General features: G+C 59.0%; 20 protein-coding genes and 1 tRNA gene. 16 read left to right on the top strand and 5 right to left on the bottom strand.

Going from position 1 to position 16,030, the window contains the following annotated elements:
- Positions 1 to 41 precede the first annotated feature (41 nt).
- Together E4T63_RS22740 and E4T63_RS22735 are read right to left on the bottom strand one after the other, a co-directional pair.
- Positions 42 to 773 carry a hypothetical protein gene (locus E4T63_RS22740; RefSeq protein ID WP_135296508.1) on the bottom strand — a complete coding sequence of 244 codons (732 nt, stop codon included), beginning with the start codon at positions 771 to 773 and terminating at the stop codon, positions 42 to 44.
- A gap of 110 nt (positions 774 to 883) precedes the next feature.
- Positions 884 to 1,258: a hypothetical protein gene (locus E4T63_RS22735; RefSeq protein WP_049827877.1), complete on the bottom strand. Its 375-nt coding sequence runs from the start codon at positions 1,256 to 1,258 to the stop codon at positions 884 to 886.
- A gap of 119 nt (positions 1,259 to 1,377) precedes the next feature.
- Here E4T63_RS22735 and E4T63_RS22730 point away from each other — a divergent pair, with 119 nt between their 5' ends.
- Positions 1,378 to 2,127, top strand: a complete 750-nt coding sequence (locus E4T63_RS22730) for a hypothetical protein (RefSeq protein ID WP_135296507.1) — start codon at positions 1,378 to 1,380, stop codon at positions 2,125 to 2,127.
- 24 nt (positions 2,128 to 2,151) lie between these two features.
- On the opposite strand, the gene E4T63_RS22725 is transcribed toward E4T63_RS22730, so the two are convergent.
- Entirely contained in the window at positions 2,152 to 2,481 is a 330-nt protein-coding gene (locus E4T63_RS22725) for a hypothetical protein (RefSeq protein ID WP_135296506.1), read from the bottom strand.
- A gap of 265 nt (positions 2,482 to 2,746) precedes the next feature.
- On the opposite strand from E4T63_RS22725, the gene E4T63_RS22720 reads away from it, so the two are divergent.
- Both E4T63_RS22720 and E4T63_RS22715 read left to right on the top strand, forming a co-directional pair.
- Positions 2,747 to 3,007, top strand: a complete 261-nt coding sequence (locus tag E4T63_RS22720) for a DUF6429 family protein (RefSeq protein WP_027612145.1) — start codon at positions 2,747 to 2,749, stop codon at positions 3,005 to 3,007.
- Between the two features lie 67 nt (positions 3,008 to 3,074).
- Positions 3,075 to 3,431, top strand: a complete 357-nt coding sequence (locus tag E4T63_RS22715; protein WP_027612144.1) for a DUF7079 family protein — start codon at positions 3,075 to 3,077, stop codon at positions 3,429 to 3,431.
- A gap of 166 nt (positions 3,432 to 3,597) precedes the next feature.
- Here the strand turns inward: E4T63_RS22715 and E4T63_RS22710 are convergent.
- Positions 3,598 to 3,682: transfer RNA gene (locus E4T63_RS22710), tRNA-Leu, on the bottom strand.
- Between the two features lie 108 nt (positions 3,683 to 3,790).
- On the opposite strand from E4T63_RS22710, the gene queA reads away from it, so the two are divergent.
- From queA to E4T63_RS22680, 6 genes are all read left to right on the top strand, one after another.
- Positions 3,791 to 4,855, top strand: coding sequence for a tRNA preQ1(34) S-adenosylmethionine ribosyltransferase-isomerase QueA (gene queA, locus E4T63_RS22705; RefSeq protein ID WP_135296505.1), 1,065 nt, complete (start codon positions 3,791 to 3,793; stop codon positions 4,853 to 4,855).
- Positions 4,856 to 4,869: 14 nt separating this feature from the next.
- Positions 4,870 to 5,985 carry a tRNA guanosine(34) transglycosylase Tgt gene (gene tgt / locus E4T63_RS22700; RefSeq protein WP_167797106.1) on the top strand — a complete coding sequence of 372 codons (1,116 nt, stop codon included), beginning with the start codon at positions 4,870 to 4,872 and terminating at the stop codon, positions 5,983 to 5,985.
- A 43-nt stretch (positions 5,986 to 6,028) separates the two neighbouring features.
- Positions 6,029 to 6,367 carry a preprotein translocase subunit YajC gene (gene yajC / locus E4T63_RS22695; RefSeq protein WP_003227923.1) on the top strand — a complete coding sequence of 113 codons (339 nt, stop codon included), beginning with the start codon at positions 6,029 to 6,031 and terminating at the stop codon, positions 6,365 to 6,367.
- Between the two features lie 64 nt (positions 6,368 to 6,431).
- On the top strand, positions 6,432 to 8,300 hold the full coding sequence (gene secD, locus E4T63_RS22690) for a protein translocase subunit SecD (RefSeq protein WP_003227922.1): 1,869 nt from the start codon (positions 6,432 to 6,434) through the stop codon (positions 8,298 to 8,300).
- Between the two features lie 9 nt (positions 8,301 to 8,309).
- Positions 8,310 to 9,224 carry a protein translocase subunit SecF gene (gene secF, locus E4T63_RS22685; RefSeq protein ID WP_003227920.1) on the top strand — a complete coding sequence of 305 codons (915 nt, stop codon included), beginning with the start codon at positions 8,310 to 8,312 and terminating at the stop codon, positions 9,222 to 9,224.
- Positions 9,225 to 9,345: 121 nt separating this feature from the next.
- Positions 9,346 to 9,894 (top strand): glycine zipper 2TM domain-containing protein, encoded by a 549-nt coding sequence (locus E4T63_RS22680; protein ID WP_027612139.1) that lies wholly within the window; start codon positions 9,346 to 9,348, stop codon positions 9,892 to 9,894.
- 244 nt (positions 9,895 to 10,138) lie between these two features.
- On the opposite strand, the gene suhB is transcribed toward E4T63_RS22680, so the two are convergent.
- Positions 10,139 to 10,957, bottom strand: coding sequence for a type III secretion system regulator SuhB (gene suhB, locus E4T63_RS22675; RefSeq protein ID WP_003227916.1), 819 nt, complete (start codon positions 10,955 to 10,957; stop codon positions 10,139 to 10,141).
- Between the two features lie 145 nt (positions 10,958 to 11,102).
- Between suhB and trmJ the strand changes: the two genes are divergently transcribed.
- From trmJ to hscB, 7 genes are all read left to right on the top strand, one after another.
- Positions 11,103 to 11,873 (top strand): tRNA (cytosine(32)/uridine(32)-2'-O)-methyltransferase TrmJ, encoded by a 771-nt coding sequence (trmJ, locus tag E4T63_RS22670; RefSeq protein ID WP_027612138.1) that lies wholly within the window; start codon positions 11,103 to 11,105, stop codon positions 11,871 to 11,873.
- A gap of 3 nt (positions 11,874 to 11,876) precedes the next feature.
- Positions 11,877 to 12,653 carry a serine O-acetyltransferase gene (gene cysE, locus E4T63_RS22665; RefSeq protein ID WP_025109222.1) on the top strand — a complete coding sequence of 259 codons (777 nt, stop codon included), beginning with the start codon at positions 11,877 to 11,879 and terminating at the stop codon, positions 12,651 to 12,653.
- A gap of 240 nt (positions 12,654 to 12,893) precedes the next feature.
- Positions 12,894 to 13,385, top strand: a complete 492-nt coding sequence (iscR, locus tag E4T63_RS22660) for a Fe-S cluster assembly transcriptional regulator IscR (protein ID WP_007956690.1) — start codon at positions 12,894 to 12,896, stop codon at positions 13,383 to 13,385.
- A 50-nt stretch (positions 13,386 to 13,435) separates the two neighbouring features.
- Positions 13,436 to 14,650: an IscS subfamily cysteine desulfurase gene (locus E4T63_RS22655; RefSeq protein WP_007964423.1), complete on the top strand. Its 1,215-nt coding sequence runs from the start codon at positions 13,436 to 13,438 to the stop codon at positions 14,648 to 14,650.
- Positions 14,651 to 14,733: 83 nt separating this feature from the next.
- Positions 14,734 to 15,120: a Fe-S cluster assembly scaffold IscU gene (gene iscU, locus E4T63_RS22650; RefSeq protein ID WP_003227907.1), complete on the top strand. Its 387-nt coding sequence runs from the start codon at positions 14,734 to 14,736 to the stop codon at positions 15,118 to 15,120.
- Positions 15,121 to 15,148: 28 nt separating this feature from the next.
- Positions 15,149 to 15,472 carry an iron-sulfur cluster assembly protein IscA gene (gene iscA, locus E4T63_RS22645; RefSeq protein ID WP_003227904.1) on the top strand — a complete coding sequence of 108 codons (324 nt, stop codon included), beginning with the start codon at positions 15,149 to 15,151 and terminating at the stop codon, positions 15,470 to 15,472.
- Positions 15,473 to 15,480: 8 nt separating this feature from the next.
- On the top strand, positions 15,481 to 16,002 hold the full coding sequence (gene hscB, locus E4T63_RS22640) for a co-chaperone HscB (protein ID WP_003227901.1): 522 nt from the start codon (positions 15,481 to 15,483) through the stop codon (positions 16,000 to 16,002).
- Positions 16,003 to 16,030 lie beyond the last annotated feature (28 nt).

Genomic DNA, 16,030 nt, shown 5'->3' with positions numbered 1-16,030 from the left:
CGATGATAGCGCAGCCGGCGCCTTGAACCCTTAAACGAGGCTTAAGAGTCAGCCTTCTGCAGCTTCAGCGCCAGCAGTCGCCATTCGGCGGACGCGGGTTGCTCCTGCACCGAGCAGTCGAAGCGATAAGTGACGTCATCGCCGTTCATGTTGCGCGCGGTGACCTTGTTGCTGAGGGTGTAGACCTGATCCTTGAAGCGCTTGGTGACAATGGCAGAACTGTCGGCGAAGCGCTCCGACGCTGGGAAGCGCAGTGTGCTGGTGACCAGCGTGCCGCACATGACATACGCGAGCATCGATTTATCGCTGTCGGCATTTTGCCCAAGCTTGTCGCGCAGCGCGGAGAGCGCTTTACGGCCCTGCGCGTCGCTCTGATCCAGGACGGTTTTTTCCGATATCGATTTCGGTGCCCGGCTGGCGTAATTCGGCAGCAGTGCGGAATCCGGCGGAGAAGGTTGATTATCCGGCTCGATCGCGGCAAGGCCCGGCGCGTTTTCCAGCACCGCGGACGTTGAATCCGACTCGGCTTCGGGCAACAGACTGGTGGTGACATCGTTCTGTGCGATCACGTCTTCGACTGGCGCCTTTTCGGCTTTATGCGCCGACGGGAACAACGACAGGAAGATCGACAGCACCACCATGCCGACGATAAAACCGCCCGCCGCGCCAACGATGTTGCCGTAAAACAGATTCCAGCTGCCGCGGTTTTTCACCACCCAGCGCCACATCAAACCCCAGGCGGCGATAAATGCCAGAAAACTCAGAAACTCCATTCGATCCTTTCCTTAACCCTTCAATAGCCTGCAAAACAGCACCCACTGGCGGTGAGTGCTGAAGATGGACGGCAAGATATCAAAATAGAGGTCTGACGCCACGAAGACATTCACATGCCGAGATTGGGCGGATTGATCTGAACAAAAAACATGATCGCCGTTATGCCGGCCACAACGCCGCAAAGGCCGGCCAGTAGCTGACGCGCGACAGGGTGTTCGACCTGCGAGCGACGGGCCACCAGCATCCATACGCCGGTCAGCGCCGCGGCAGTCGCCAGCATTTCCAGAAGCGATCCCATGACCCCCGGGACCGGTGGCCGGCTAGAGCCGAACAGACCGACACAAAGCTGCGAAACCACCAGGCCGACAATCATGCCGCTGGCCGCACCCAACACATTGGCGAGTAGCAGATTCCACGCACCACGCTGCCTGACGACCCAGACCCACATGCCTATCCAGGCGATAAAGAAAAACACAACATCCATCGTATCCATCCTTCGCAACCAGTCGCGGTACAAACGCTCGGCACCTTGCCGACAGTGGACGGCACGATAGCAAAATAGTAGCGTCGCGCCACTTTCTTGATTCCTGTAATGGACTACGCATGTCAAAAGTCGCTTCTGTTCTGCGCACGCTCTGTGCAATCACGCTCGCCAGCGCCATTACTCCGGCAATCGCCGCCTGGAAAGAGCCTCCGGAGAGCAGTTGGCAGTATTACCTCGCCAACTGCCAGCGAATGCAGGAAAAAATGGCCGACGTCCAGAGCGGTCGCGTACCTGGCGCCTTTGAGGTGGCGGGTGATCTGGAAGGCAGCCTGCGGATCATCAATGAGCGCCGCTTGAACCTGACGCCCCAATACCTCGGCTCCCGCGAATTCGCTCAATGCGAAAACGTCGCCGCCCAGGCCGAGGCAACGATTGCCCAAGGCAAGGCCGAGTTCGCCGCCAGAATGAACCAAGCCGCCGAACAAGGCCGCATCGCCCACCAGAACTCCCCCGAATACAAACGCGCCCGTTCTCTCGGCTACAGCGACGTCGGCGACATCTCCTTCCTCAAACTCCACGAAGACATGGACGGCGAAGCCCGCCTGAAAACCATGCTGATCACCGTCGACGAAATCTGCGGCCAACACTTCCGCGCCACGCAGTATGTGAAGCCGTATGTGATCTATACCGTGCGCCCGTCGGATGGCGGCTGTGGCGAGGAAAAACGCGTGGCGATCGTCGGCGGCCGGTCGGTGGAGAAGGGCGATTACATCGATGAGCGGGGCGAGTTTCAGTATGTGGGCTGGAAGAAGATTGTGGGGGCGGATGGATTTCCCACGGATATTCGGGTTTTGAAGGCTCGACGCTGAAAGGTCAGCGAGTGAAGCAACTGATCAGAGAATGTCTTTCAGATAACCCTTGAGCGCGAGGAGCGGCTGATCAAGCTGCTCCAGCGACTGCGCCTGACTGAAATCGGCTGACAGCTTTTGCAGCTCCCGCCCCAGCGGTTTCTCGACGCCGCCCAACGCATCCATCGCCAAGCCCAGGCACTCGTTCATCTTGAACTGAATGGTTTCGACATCACCCCGGCGCACCAGCAGTTCGAAAACGTCTTTCTGATAGTCACCCATAACCATGTCATCCCGCAGAATCGGGCTCAGGCCTTCCTCCTCGTAAGCGAGTTTGAGGGAGAACAGGGCGACGGTTTCCAGTGACGTTTCCATGGTTGGCCTTGGAGGTTCTTGAGCTTGAGTCTTGAAATTCGGTACGACCAGCGATAGTCGCAACGGGGCGGAAGACCGGCTGCGGGCGTGCGTGATTATACTGAGTGGACGCATCAGGTGCAGTCCCTAGGCAAAACAGGTTGCACGGACAGCGCCGAGACATTCAATGACCTAAGCAACAGAACGAGTTTCTCAGGATGGCCAGCGAGTATGAGCTGCCAGACAAACTCAACGATAGTTCAGGCATATGAGCGGAGCGACGATCATGGAATACGACGAAAAGTTGATTGAAGAGGCTGTGCTTGCCCTGTTGGCCGCTTTCAGTTCCGACGACGGCAATGCATGGAAAGGCTTCGATTTTGAAGTCATGAACCGATTGCATGAACAGGGTCTCATCAGTAATCCGGTAAACAGGAACAAATCGATCTGGTTGACGGAGGAGGGCCAGGAACGAGGTCGTCAGATAGCTGAGCGTTTGTTTGGGGGAGTTGTTCAAGCCCCGCGTGCGCCTGATCCAGATATCTGAGTTCCTGTCTCGGCTCGTCGTTTGAACTGCGCCGCGCCAGTGGAACGCAAATGGAGGGGTTTTCCCGTTGGAGCATTTTCTGAATGAACCACAACTGACAAACGTTAGAGCTGCACTGTCCGAACCGTTCAACCATTTTCCCACTGATTACGATTACATCGCATGCCAGCTAAAAGGCGTCGATCCAGCGGTGCTCTACGAGATTTTTTATTCAGAAGTAGCGCCGGTGTGCTTTATGAACATTGCAGCGGTCTTGCCGACTGTCTGGACAGGTTTTGACCCTGATTGGCTCAGGGGCGAGATAGAGGAAAGGCTTGTGGCGCGGCAGCGTAATTGGTTTCGCAGGTTGTTCGACAAGTTGCTGATTCGTTGGTTGAAATACAACTACGACCATATGTGGCAAGAAATCGCCAGCAGGCTTTGAGCTTGTGGCAAGCGTCTGAAGTTCTTCGCTTTTAGCGATCAATACTTCGCCAAGTTTATCGCGCAACCGGTCTCATCGCGGGTGAGCAGGTGGCCATTGAGTGGAGAGGGGGCACTTTCCGACAGACGAAAAAAAAGGCCTTGCTAAGCAAGACCTTTCTTAATTTTGGTGCCCCGAGGGAGACTCGAACTCCCACTCCTTTCGAAAACGGATTTTGAATCCGCCGCGTCTACCAATTCCGCCATCAGGGCTCAATGGCGGCGAAGTATAGAGAGGTGATTACCGTTGGTCAATCACGTTTCATGGTCAATTTTTGATAATTCCGCTAGACTTTCCGGCCCTGCTAGACGAACCCCATCATGCGCGTTGCTGACTTTACCTTCGAGCTCCCTGATTCGCTGATCGCCCGCCACCCTCTGGCCGAGCGTCGCGGTAGTCGCCTGCTGACCCTTGATGGGCCGAGCGGCGCCCTTGCACACCGTCAATTCACTGATTTGCTTGAGCATTTGCGCCCGGGCGATTTGATGGTATTCAACAATACCCGGGTGATTCCGGCGCGGCTGTTTGGGCAGAAAGCCTCGGGCGGCAAGCTGGAAATCCTCATCGAACGCGTGCTCGATACGCACCGCGTGCTGGCCCATGTGCGCTCCAGCAAGTCGCCGAAGCCGGGTTCGAAGATCCTCATCGACGGCGGTGGCGAAGCCGAGATGCTCGCGCGTCACGATGCGCTGTTCGAGCTGGGCTTTGCTGAAGAAGTGCTGCCGCTGCTCGATCGCGTCGGGCACATGCCGTTGCCTCCTTATATAGACCGCCCGGACGAAGGTTCGGATCGCGAGCGCTATCAGACCGTGTACGCCCAGCGCCTGGGTGCGGTAGCGGCGCCGACGGCGGGGCTGCATTTCGATCAGCCGCTGATGGAGGCGATTGCCGCCAAGGGCGTCGAGACCGCGTTCGTCACGCTGCACGTCGGTGCGGGGACGTTCCAGCCGGTGCGCGTCGACAAGATCGAAGATCACCACATGCACAGCGAGTGGCTGGAAGTCGGCCAGGACGTGGTCGACGCCGTTGCCGCGTGCCGCGCGCGTGGTGGACGGGTGATTGCCGTGGGCACAACCAGTGTGCGTTCGCTGGAAAGTGCCGCGCGCGATGGCGTGCTCAAGCCGTTCAGTGGCGACACCGACATCTTTATCTACCCGGGCCGGCCGTTCCATGTGGTCGACGCCCTGGTCACCAACTTCCATTTGCCGGAATCCACGCTGTTGATGCTGGTTTCGGCGTTCGCCGGTTATCCCGAAACCATGGCCGCCTATAAAGCCGCCGTCGACAACGGCTACCGCTTTTTCAGCTACGGTGATGCGATGTTCATCACCCGTAATCCCGCCCCGACTGCCCCTGAACACACAGGCCCAGAGGAAACAGAATGAGTCGCGAATGTCGCATGTCCTTTGAACTGCTTGCCACCGATGGCAAGGCTCGTCGTGGTCGGCTGACCTTCCCGCGTGGCACCGTCGAGACCCCGGCGTTCATGCCGGTGGGCACCTATGGCACGGTCAAGGGCATGTTGCCGCGTGACATCGTCGCCACTGGCGCGGAAATCATTCTGGGCAATACCTTCCACCTGTGGCTGCGCCCGGGCACCGAGGTGATCAAGGAGCACGGCGACCTGCACGATTTCATGCAGTGGAAAGGCCCGATCCTCACCGACTCCGGCGGTTTCCAGGTGTTCAGCTTGGGCGCGATGCGCAAGATCAAGGAGGAGGGCGTGACCTTCGCCTCCCCGGTCGACGGCTCGAAAGTGTTCATGGGCCCGGAAGAATCGATGCAGGTGCAGCGCGATCTGGGTTCCGACATCGTGATGATCTTCGACGAGTGCACGCCGTACCCGGCTGACGAAGATGTCGCTCGCGTATCGATGGAGCTGTCGCTGCGTTGGGCCCAGCGCTCGAAAAACGCGCATGGCGAAAACACCGCGGCGCTGTTCGGTATCGTTCAGGGCGGCATGCACCAGGATCTGCGCATGCGCTCGCTGGAAGGCCTCGACAAGATCGGCTTCGATGGCCTGGCCATTGGCGGTCTGTCGGTGGGCGAGCCGAAGCACGAGATGATCAAGGTGCTGGATTATCTGCCGGGCATGATGCCGGCTGACAAACCTCGTTACCTTATGGGCGTTGGCAAACCGGAAGATCTGGTTGAGGGTGTGCGCCGCGGTGTGGACATGTTCGATTGCGTGATGCCAACCCGTAATGCCCGCAATGGGCATCTGTTCATTGATACAGGCGTGCTGAAGATCCGTAACGCGTTCCATCGCCATGATGATTCGCCGCTGGATCCGACCTGCGATTGCTATACCTGCCAGAACTTCTCCCGCGCTTATCTGCATCACCTGGACAAGTGCGGCGAAATGCTCGGCAGCATGCTCAATACCATCCATAACTTGCGCCATTATCAGGTGCTGATGGCTGGTTTGCGCGAGGCTATTCAACAGGGTACATTGGCCGCCTTTGTCGATGCCTTCTACGCCAAACGCGGGCTCCCCGTTCCGCCTTTGGACTGAGTTTTCTGACCCCAAGATTCAACATTTGCAACTGGAGTGCTAAATGAGCTTTTTTATCTCTAACGCCATGGCTGACGCAGCTGCACCGGCTGCTGCTGGCCCAATGGGCGGCGGCTTCGAGTGGATTTTCCTGGTCGGCTTCCTGGTCATCTTCTACCTGATGATCTGGCGTCCACAGGCCAAGCGCGCCAAAGAGCAGAAGAACCTGCTGAGCAGCCTTGCGAAGGGTGACGAAGTGGTCACCACCGGCGGCATCGCCGGCAAGATCACCAAAGTGGCCGATGACTTCGTGGTTCTGGAAGTTTCCGACACCGTGGAAATGAAGTTCCAGAAGGGCGCCATCGCCGCCACGCTGCCAAAAGGCACGCTGAAAGCGATCTAAGGTTCCAACTTCTACTCAATCGACGGGGCGCGCAAGGCGCCCCGCGTTCATAACGGGCGGCGTGATGCTGAACAAATATCCTCTGTGGAAATACATTCTGATCCTGGCGGTGCTGGCGGTCGGTCTGATTTATTCCGCTCCCAATCTATACCCTGATGACCCGGCCATTCAGATCAGCGGCGCCAGCACGGCACTGCAGGTCAATCAGGCCGATCTGGATCGCGTCAGCACCGCGCTGCGTGAGTCCGGGATCAACGTCAAGGCAGCTTCGCTGGCCGCCAACGGCAAGGGCGGTCTGATCCGTCTGACCAAGGCTGAAGACCAGCTGCCGGCCAAGGACGTTGTGCGCAAGGCATTGGGTGATGACTACGTCGTCGCACTGAACCTGGCACAGACCACCCCGCAATGGCTGCGCAACCTCGGCGCGCACCCGATGAAGCTGGGTCTGGACTTGTCCGGTGGTGTGCACTTCCTGCTGGAAGTGGACATGGACAAAGCCCTCGACGCCCGCCTGAAAGTCTACGAAGGCGACGTCAAGAGCTTGCTGCGCAAAGAGAAGCTGCGCTATCGCAGCCTGCCACAACTGGGCGGCGCCATTCAGTTGGGCTTCAGCGATGCTGACTCCCGCGAACAGGCCCGTGCGCTGATCCGCAAGAACTTCAACGATTTCGACATTGTTCCGGCCGACCTCAACGGTCAACCGGTGCTGCGTCTGGCGATGACCCCGGCCAAGCTGGCGGAAATCCGTGAATACTCCATCAAGCAGAACTTGACCACGGTACGTAACCGCGTCAACGAGCTGGGTGTTGCCGAACCGATCGTTCAGCGTCAGGGCGCCAACCGCATCGTGGTTGAGCTGCCGGGCGTGCAGGACACTGCCGAAGCCAAACGTATTCTCGGCAAGACGGCCAACCTCGAGTTCCGTCTGGCTGCAGAGCCGGGTGCTTCGAAAGCCACTTCCGAAACTTTCGAGTTCCGTGAAGGTAAGCGTCCTCCTGCGCAGATCGAGCGTGGCCTGATCATCACCGGTGACCAGGTAACTGACGCCAAGGCTGGTTTCGGCGAGCACGGCACACCTGAAGTGAACATCCGTCTGGATGGCCACGGTGGCGAGCTGATGAGCCGCGCGACCCGTTCGAACGTGGGCCGCAGCATGGCGGTGATCTTCATCGAACAGCGTCCGGTGACCACCTACGTCAAGCAGGTTGTCGACGGCGTCGAGAAAGACGTGCCGGTTCAGACCTTCAAGGAAGAGAAGAAGATCATCAGCCTGGCGACCATTCAGTCGCCGCTGGGTGCGCAGTTCCGCATCACCGGCCTGAACGGCCAGGGTGAATCGTCCGAGCTGGCGCTGCTGCTGCGTGCCGGTGGTCTGGCCGCGCCGATGTACTTCGCTGAAGAGCGCACAATCGGTCCGAGCCTGGGTGCTGACAACATCACCAAAGGTATCGATGCATCGTTGTGGGGCATGCTGTTCGTCTCGCTGTTCATCATCGCCATCTACCGCTTCTTCGGTTTGATCGCCACGGTCGCGCTGGCGGTGAACATGGTGCTGCTGCTGGCGCTGATGTCGCTGCTGGGTGCAACGCTGACCCTGCCGGGTATCGCCGGTATCGTCCTGACCATGGGTATGGCGGTCGACGCCAACGTGCTGATCTTCTCGCGGATCCGTGAAGAGATCGCCGCCGGCATGACCGTGCAGCGTGCAATCAACGAAGGCTTCGGCCGGGCATTCACCGCGATTCTCGACGCCAACCTGACCACTCTGCTGGTCGGCGGCATCCTCTTCGCCATGGGCACCGGCCCGGTGAAGGGCTTCGCAGTGACCATGTCCCTCGGGATCTTTACCTCGATGTTCACGGCCATCATGGTGACCCGCGCAATGGTCAACCTGATCTTCGGCGGACGTGACTTCAAGAAGTTGTGGATTTAAGGGGCTGCCATGTTACGTACAATCAACTTCATGGGCGTTCGCAACTTCGCGTTCGGCGTCACAGTGTTTCTCACGTTGCTGGCTATTTTCAGCGTCGTCCACAAGGGCATGAACTGGGGCCTGGACTTCACCGGCGGTACGCTCATCGAGCTGACCTACGAGCGTCCGGCCGACGTCACCAAAGTGCGTGAAGAGCTGGTGACTTCCGGTTATCACGAAGCCATCGTGCAGAGCTTTGGTGCAACCACCGACTTGCTCGTACGTATGCCAGGCGAAGACCCGCAGTTGGGTCATCAGGTAGCCGAGGCTTTGCAGAAAGTCGGCGGCGACAACCCGGCGACGGTCAAGCGTGTCGAGTTCGTCGGCCCGCAGGTCGGTGAAGAACTGCGCGACCAGGGCGGCCTCGGCATGCTGCTGGCGCTCGGCGGCATCCTGATCTACCTGGCTTTCCGCTTTCAGTGGAAATTCGCGGTCGGCGCCATCGTTTCGCTGATTCACGACGTGATCGTGACTGTCGGTATCCTGTCGTTCTTCCAGATCACCTTCGACCTGACGGTGCTGGCTGCGGTACTGGCGATCATCGGTTACTCGCTGAACGACACCATCGTCGTGTTCGACCGGGTTCGTGAGAACTTCCGTGTGCTGCGCAAGGCTTCGCTGATCGAGAACATCAACATCTCGACCACTCAGACCCTGCTGCGGACTATGGCAACGTCGATCTCCACCTTGCTGGCGATCGCTGCGCTGCTGTTCTTCGGTGGCGACAACCTGTTCGGCTTCTCCATCGCGCTGTTCATCGGTGTTCTGGCGGGTACCTACTCGTCGATCTACATCGCGAACGTGGTGCTGATCTGGCTGAACCTGAGCACCGAGGATCTGATTCCTCCGGCCAACACCGAGAAGGAAGTCGACGACCGTCCATAACGGCCATCGCTTCACCGGTTGTCAGCCCGAAAAAGGCGCGAGTTGAACTCGCGCCTTTTTTTATGCTCCAAGGCTGGGAGAAGCGCGGGCGCGTCCCGTATGTGATGGTCAGGAGGTTCATGTGAACAAGTCGTTGCTGGTTGGTGCGGTATTGGGTGCTGTCGGTGTGACTGCCGGGGGTGCTGTTGCCACCTACAGCCTGGTTAAAAGCGGCCCTGAGTATGCGCAAGTGCTGGCCGTTGAGCCGGTCAAAACACAGATCAAGACTCCACGTGAAGTGTGCAAGGATGTTGCTGTAACCCGCCAGGCGCCGGTCAAGGATCAACACCAGATCCTCGGTACCGCGATTGGTGCGGTAGCGGGTGGTTTGCTGGGTAACCAGATCGGCGGCGGTACCGGCAAGAAGATTGCCACGGTCGCTGGCGCGGTCGGTGGCGGTTATGCCGGTAACAAGGTGCAGGAAGGCATGCAGAACCGCGATACCTACACCACCACCCAGACTCGCTGTAACACCGTGAATGACATCAGCGACAAGGTTGTCGGTTACGACGTGCGTTATTCGCTGGATGGCAAGGAAGGCAAAGTGCGGATGGACCGTGATCCGGGCAACCAGATTCCGGTGGACAAGGAAGGTAAGTTGATTCTGTCGCAGAATCAGCCGGCTCAATAACCGTCTGATCGTTTAAAAAAGAGCACCCTGCGGGGTGCTTTTTTGTGCCTGCCATTCAAGCCTCACCACAAAGACCCTGTGGGAGCGGGCTTGCTCGCGAATGCGGTCTACCATCCAGAATTAATGTTGGCTGACGCGCCGCCTTCGCGAGCAAGCCCGCTCCCACAGTGGATTCGAGTGGAGGCTGAAATCGCAGGCATAAAAAAAGCACCCCGAAGGGTGCTTTTTGCGTTTCGCGGGAAGCTTAGCGCTTCAGCGAAGCCGGCAGGTGCGGCTGGATCGCCGTCAGTACTGCCTTGAAGCATTTGGTGTTACCGGCAACGATGTGGCCTTTTTCAAGGAAATCGTGACCGCCGGTGAAGTCGCTCACCAAGCCGCCAGCTTCTTGAATCAGCAGGGCGCCGGCAGCCATGTCCCACTCGGACAGACCCGATTCCCAGAACGCGTCGAAACGACCGGCAGCCACGTAGGCCAGGTCCAGGCTGGCGGAGCCGGCGCGGCGGATGCCGGCAGTCTGGCCAACCAGGGCGCGGAACATGCCCAGGTAGTTGTCGAGGTTGTCCATCTGGTCGTCACGGAACGGGAAGCCAGTGCCCAGCAGAGCGCCGTCGAGGCTGGTGCGACCGCTGACGCGCAGACGACGACCGTTCAGTTGAGCGCCGCGACCACGGCTGGCGGTGAATTCTTCCTGGCGAACCGGGTCCAGAACCACTGCGTGTTCCAGGCGACCACGGTATTTGCAGGCAATGCTGACAGCAAAGTGAGGAATGCCACGCAGGAAGTTGGTGGTGCCGTCCAGTGGATCGATGATCCACAGGTACTCTTCGCCTTCGATGCCGTTACCGACATGCATGCCGGTCTCTTCACCCTGGATCGAGTGATTCGGGTAAGCCTTGCGCAGAGCATCGATGATTTTCTGTTCGGCGGCGCGATCGACCTCGGATACATAATCCTTGGCGTCTTTTTCGTCGACCTTGATGGTATCCAGGCGCTCGATGGAGCGGAAGATCAGTTCACTGGCGCTGCGGGCGGCGCGCAGCGCGATATTCAGCATGGGCTGCATGGATGTGTCACCTAAGGTTGTTAAAGAAAGCCGCGCATTCTATCAGAACTTTTCTTCAGGTGAAGGTCGCTGTTCGCTTTCATAGCTTAACGGTAGGCTGTTCTGTAAGATTTGCACCCCTTTCCTGTGTCCGAGAGCGCCTCCCTTGCTGCAGAACATTCGTGTCGTCCTGGTCAATACCAGCCACCCCGGCAACATCGGCGGGGCCGCGCGCGCCATGAAAAACATGGGTCTGTCGCGGCTGGTGCTGGTCGAACCGCGGTTGTTTCCGCACCACGAAGCCGATGCGCGTGCTTCCGGTGCCGGTGACATTCTTGAAAACGCCCAAGTCGTCGCCACTCTGGAAGACGCTTTGGTCGGCTGCAATCTGGTGCTCGGCACCAGCGCCCGTGACCGGCGCATTCCCTGGCCGCTGCTCGATCCCCGCGAATGCGGGAGCAAAGTGGTCGAGGAAGCGGGGCAGGGCGCACAAATCGCGTTGGTGTTCGGTCGTGAAGACTCCGGCCTGACCAACGAGGAGCTGCAGCGATGTCACTTTCACGTGCACATCCCCTCCGATCCTGAGTTCAGCTCGTTGAACCTCGGGGCGGCGGTGCAGGTGTTGAGCTACGAAGTGCGCATGGCCTGGCTGGCCGCTCAAGGGCAGCCGACCAAGATCGAGAAAGAAGAAGTGGCTTCGGTGAAAAGCGCCGAACTCGCGACCATGGATGAGCTGGAGCGCTTTTACGAGCATCTGGAGCAGACGCTGGTTGCCATCGAATTCCTCGACCCGGAAAAGCCAAGGCACTTGATGGCGCGCCTGCGCCGATTGTACGGACGCAGCTCGGTCAGCCGGGCGGAAATGAATATTTTGCGTGGCATCCTCACGGAAACCCAAAAAGCGGCCCGTGGTGAGCTTCTTAAGCGGAAGGACTGAATGATGTTTGAGCGTTTGCGTGAAGATATCCAGAGCGTATTCCATCGAGACCCGGCGGCGCGTAACGCTTTTGAAGTCCTGACCTGCTACCCCGGTATGCACGCGATCTGGATTCATCGGTTGGCCGGGATGCTGTGGCGCAACGAGCTGAAATGGCTGGCGCGGCTGGTGTCGAACTTCGGTCGCTGGCTGACCGGGATCGAGATTCATCCGGGTGCCAAGGTCGGACGGCGTTTCTTCATCGATCACGGCATGGGCATCGTCATTGGTGAAACCGCCGAGATCGGCGATGACGTGACCATTTATCAGGGCGTGACCCTCGGCGGCACCAGTTGGAACAAGGGTAAGCGCCACCCGACGCTGGGTGATGGGGTTGTCGTGGGTGCTGGTGCCAAAGTGCTCGGTCCATTCACGGTGGGGGCTGGCGCGAAAGTCGGCTCCAATGCCGTAGTGACCAAGGAAGTGCCGCCGGGCGCTACAGTGGTGGGGATTCCGGGGCGGATCATCGTCAAGTCCGATGAAGAGCAGGATGCCAAGCGCAAGGCGATGGCCGAGAAGATCGGCTTCGATGCTTATGGTGTCAGCGAAGACATGCCCGATCCGGTGGCCCGTGCCATCGGTCAGTTGCTCGATCACCTGCAAGCGGTGGACGGGCGGCTGGAGGGGATGTGCGGCGCGCTGAAGGATCTGGGCAGTAATTACTGTGCGAAAGATCTGCCTGAGCTGCGCGAAGAAGATTTCGCTTGCGTGAAGGGCAAGGATCAGAGCCAGGCCAGCTAAACCGGGGCGCTGTGTTTCGCGAGCAAGCCCGCTCCCACATTGGAGTGCATCCCCCCTGTGGGAGCGGGCTTGCTCGCGAAGATCGATAACGCGGTACCGCTGGCTGTACGCCGCCAGCCTTTGCTATGATGCGCGCGCTCTTTTGCGGGTAAACCCGACTAAAGCACTAGGTCTTATAGTTGACTTAAATGCTCGGGAATTGCATACTCCCGCCCATTCCGAACTCCGTGGTAATTGTCCATGCGACTGACTACAAAAGGCCGATACGCCGTGACCGCCATGCTTGACCTGGCGTTGCACGCGCAGCACGGGCCGGTGTCCCTGGCCGATATCTCCGAGCGCCAAGGCATCTCCCTGTCCTATCTCGAACAGCTTTTCGCCAAGCTGCGCCGCAGTAACCTGGTTTCCAGTGTTCGCGGTCCAGGCGGTGGTTACCAGCTGTCGCGCGACATGCAGGGCATCCAGGTGGCTCAGGTGATCGATGCGGTCAACGAATCGGTCGATGCTACAAAGTGCCAGGGCCAGGGCGACTGCCATTCCGGCGACACCTGCCTGACTCATCACCTGTGGTGCGACCTGAGCCTGCAGATTCACGAATTTCTCAGCGGTATCAGCTTGGCCGACCTCGTAACTCGCCGTGAGGTGCAGGAAGTGGCCCAGCGTCAGGATCAGCGTCGTTGCAATGGCAAGGCGCCGCGCCTGGACAAGATTGAAGCGTCCGCCGTCGAATGACAGCCAAAGAGCTAGCGGCACGCCAGCCAGCCTGATTTAGGAGATAGTCCATGAAATTGCCGATTTACCTTGATTACTCTGCGACCACCCCGGTCGATCCGCGCGTTGCGCAAAAGATGAGTGAATGCCTGCTGGTCGACGGAAACTTCGGTAACCCGGCGTCCCGTTCCCACGTGTTCGGCTGGAAAGCTGAAGAGTCCGTCGAAAACGCCCGTCGTCAGGTGGCCGATCTGGTCAACGCTGACCCGCGTGAAATCGTCTGGACATCCGGTGCCACCGAATCCGACAACCTGGCGATCAAGGGTGCGGCGCATTTCTATGGCTCCAAAGGCAAGCACCTGATCACCAGCAAGATCGAACACAAGGCCGTTCTCGACACCATGCGCCAACTGGAGCGTGAAGGTTTCGAAGTGACCTACCTCGAGCCGACTGAAGACGGTCTGATCACCCCTGCGATGATCGAAGCGGCACTGCGCGAAGACACCATTCTGGTGTCGGTGATGCACGTGAACAACGAAATCGGCACCATCAACGACATCGCTGCCATCGGCGAACTGACCCGCTCCAAGGGCGTTCTGCTGCATGTTGACGCGGCTCAGTCCACTGGCAAGGTCGACATTGACCTGCAGAAGCTGAAAGTCGACATGATGTCGTTCTCCGCCCACAAAACCTACGGCCCTAAAGGCATCGGCGCGCTGTACGTCAGCCGCAAGCCGCGTGTGCGCATCGAAGCGACCATGCACGGTGGCGGTCACGAACGTGGCATGCGTTCCGGCACCTTGGCGACCCACCAGATCGTCGGCATGGGCGAAGCGTTCCGTGTAGCCAAGGAAGACATGGCTGCCGAAAACGTGCGCATCAAAGCCCTGAGCGACCGCTTCTACAAGCAGGTCGAGCATCTGGAAGAGCTGTACGTCAACGGCAGCCTGACCGCCCGCGTTCCGCACAACCTGAACCTGAGCTTCAACTACGTTGAAGGCGAGTCGCTGATCATGGCGCTCAAGGATCTGGCGGTATCGTCCGGTTCGGCCTGCACCTCGGCGTCCCTGGAGCCTTCGTACGTTCTGCGCGCCCTCGGCCGCAACGACGAACTGGCACACAGCTCGATCCGTTTCACCTTCGGCCGTTTCACCACCGAAGAAGAAATCGACTACGCCGCGCAGAAAGTCTGCGAGGCCGTTACCAAGCTGCGCGCTCTGTCGCCGCTGTGGGACATGTACAAAGACGGTGTCGACATTTCGAAAATCGAGTGGGCGGCACACTGATTTCAAGTCGCCGCGAACCGGCCCTGCGACCCCAGGTTGCAGGGCTTAAAGAGCGACTCTCTGATGAGTGAGGATTAAGCACCATGGCTTACAGCGAAAAGGTCATCGACCACTACGAAAACCCGCGCAACGTCGGCAAGATGAACGCGGAAGACCCGGATGTCGGCACCGGCATGGTCGGCGCTCCGGCGTGCGGCGACGTGATGCGTCTGCAGATCAAGGTCAACGATCAGGGCGTTATCGAAGACGCCAAGTTCAAGACCTATGGCTGCGGTTCGGCAATCGCTTCCAGCTCCCTGGCCACCGAGTGGATGAAGGGCAAGACGCTGGACGAAGCCGAGACCATCAAGAACACTCAGTTGGCCGAAGAACTGGCTCTGCCGCCAGTGAAAATCCACTGCTCGGTACTCGCTGAAGACGCTATCAAAGCGGCTGTTCGCGACTACAAGCAGAAGAAAGGCTTGATCTAAGCATTGCGCGACGAGTAAGGAGTCAACGATGGCTATCAGCATGACAGAAGCGGCTGCTCGACACGTGCGACGCTCCCTCGACGGGCGCGGCAAAGGTGAAGGGATTCGTCTGGGTGTTCGCACCACGGGCTGTTCCGGCCTTGCCTACGTGCTGGAGTTTGTCGACGAGGTGGTTGCCGAGGATCAGGTGTTCGAAAGTCACGGCGAGAAAGTGATCATCGACCCGAAAAGCCTGGCTTACCTGGACGGCACCGAGCTCGATTTCGTCAAGGAAGGGTTGAACGAAGGCTTCAAGTTCAACAACCCCAACGTACGCGGTGAATGTGGCTGCGGCGAAAGCTTCAACATCTGAGGCTTGTCGTGGGTATTCCTTGTCATTTCGCTTTATTCGAGCTGCAACCGAGCTTTCGCCTGGATCTCGAGCAGTTGGCCACGCGCTACCGTGAGTTGGCGCGCGGTGTTCATCCTGACCGCTTTGCCGACGCTTCCGAGCGCGAGCAGCGCTCAGCGCTCGAGCAGTCTGCGCGGCTTAACGACGCGTATCAGACGCTCAAGAGTCCTGCCCAGCGTGCACGCTACCTGCTGACCATCAGCGGGCATGAAGTGCCGATGGAAGTCACGGTCCATGACCCCGAGTTTCTCTTGCAGCAGATGCAATGGCGCGAAGAGCTCGAAGACCTCCAGGACAGCGCCGATCTCGACGGTGTCGCGGTATTCAAGCGTCGCCTGAAGGTGGCTCAGGAACAGTTGAACGAAAGCTTCGCAGCCTGTTGGGATGATGCGGCGCAACGCGAACAGGCCGAACGCCTGATGCGGCGCATGCAGTTCCTCGACAAGCTCACCTACGAAGTGCGCCAGTTAGAAGAGCGCCTCGACGATTAACCCAGTGCCGCTCCGGTCGCACGCCTGA

This window comes from Pseudomonas fluorescens, assembly GCF_004683905.1.
GTDB lineage: Bacteria > Pseudomonadota > Gammaproteobacteria > Pseudomonadales > Pseudomonadaceae > Aquipseudomonas > Aquipseudomonas putida_A.
The sequence above is the reverse complement of the archived record's forward strand: the minus strand, read 5'-3'. Positions and strand labels throughout refer to the sequence as shown.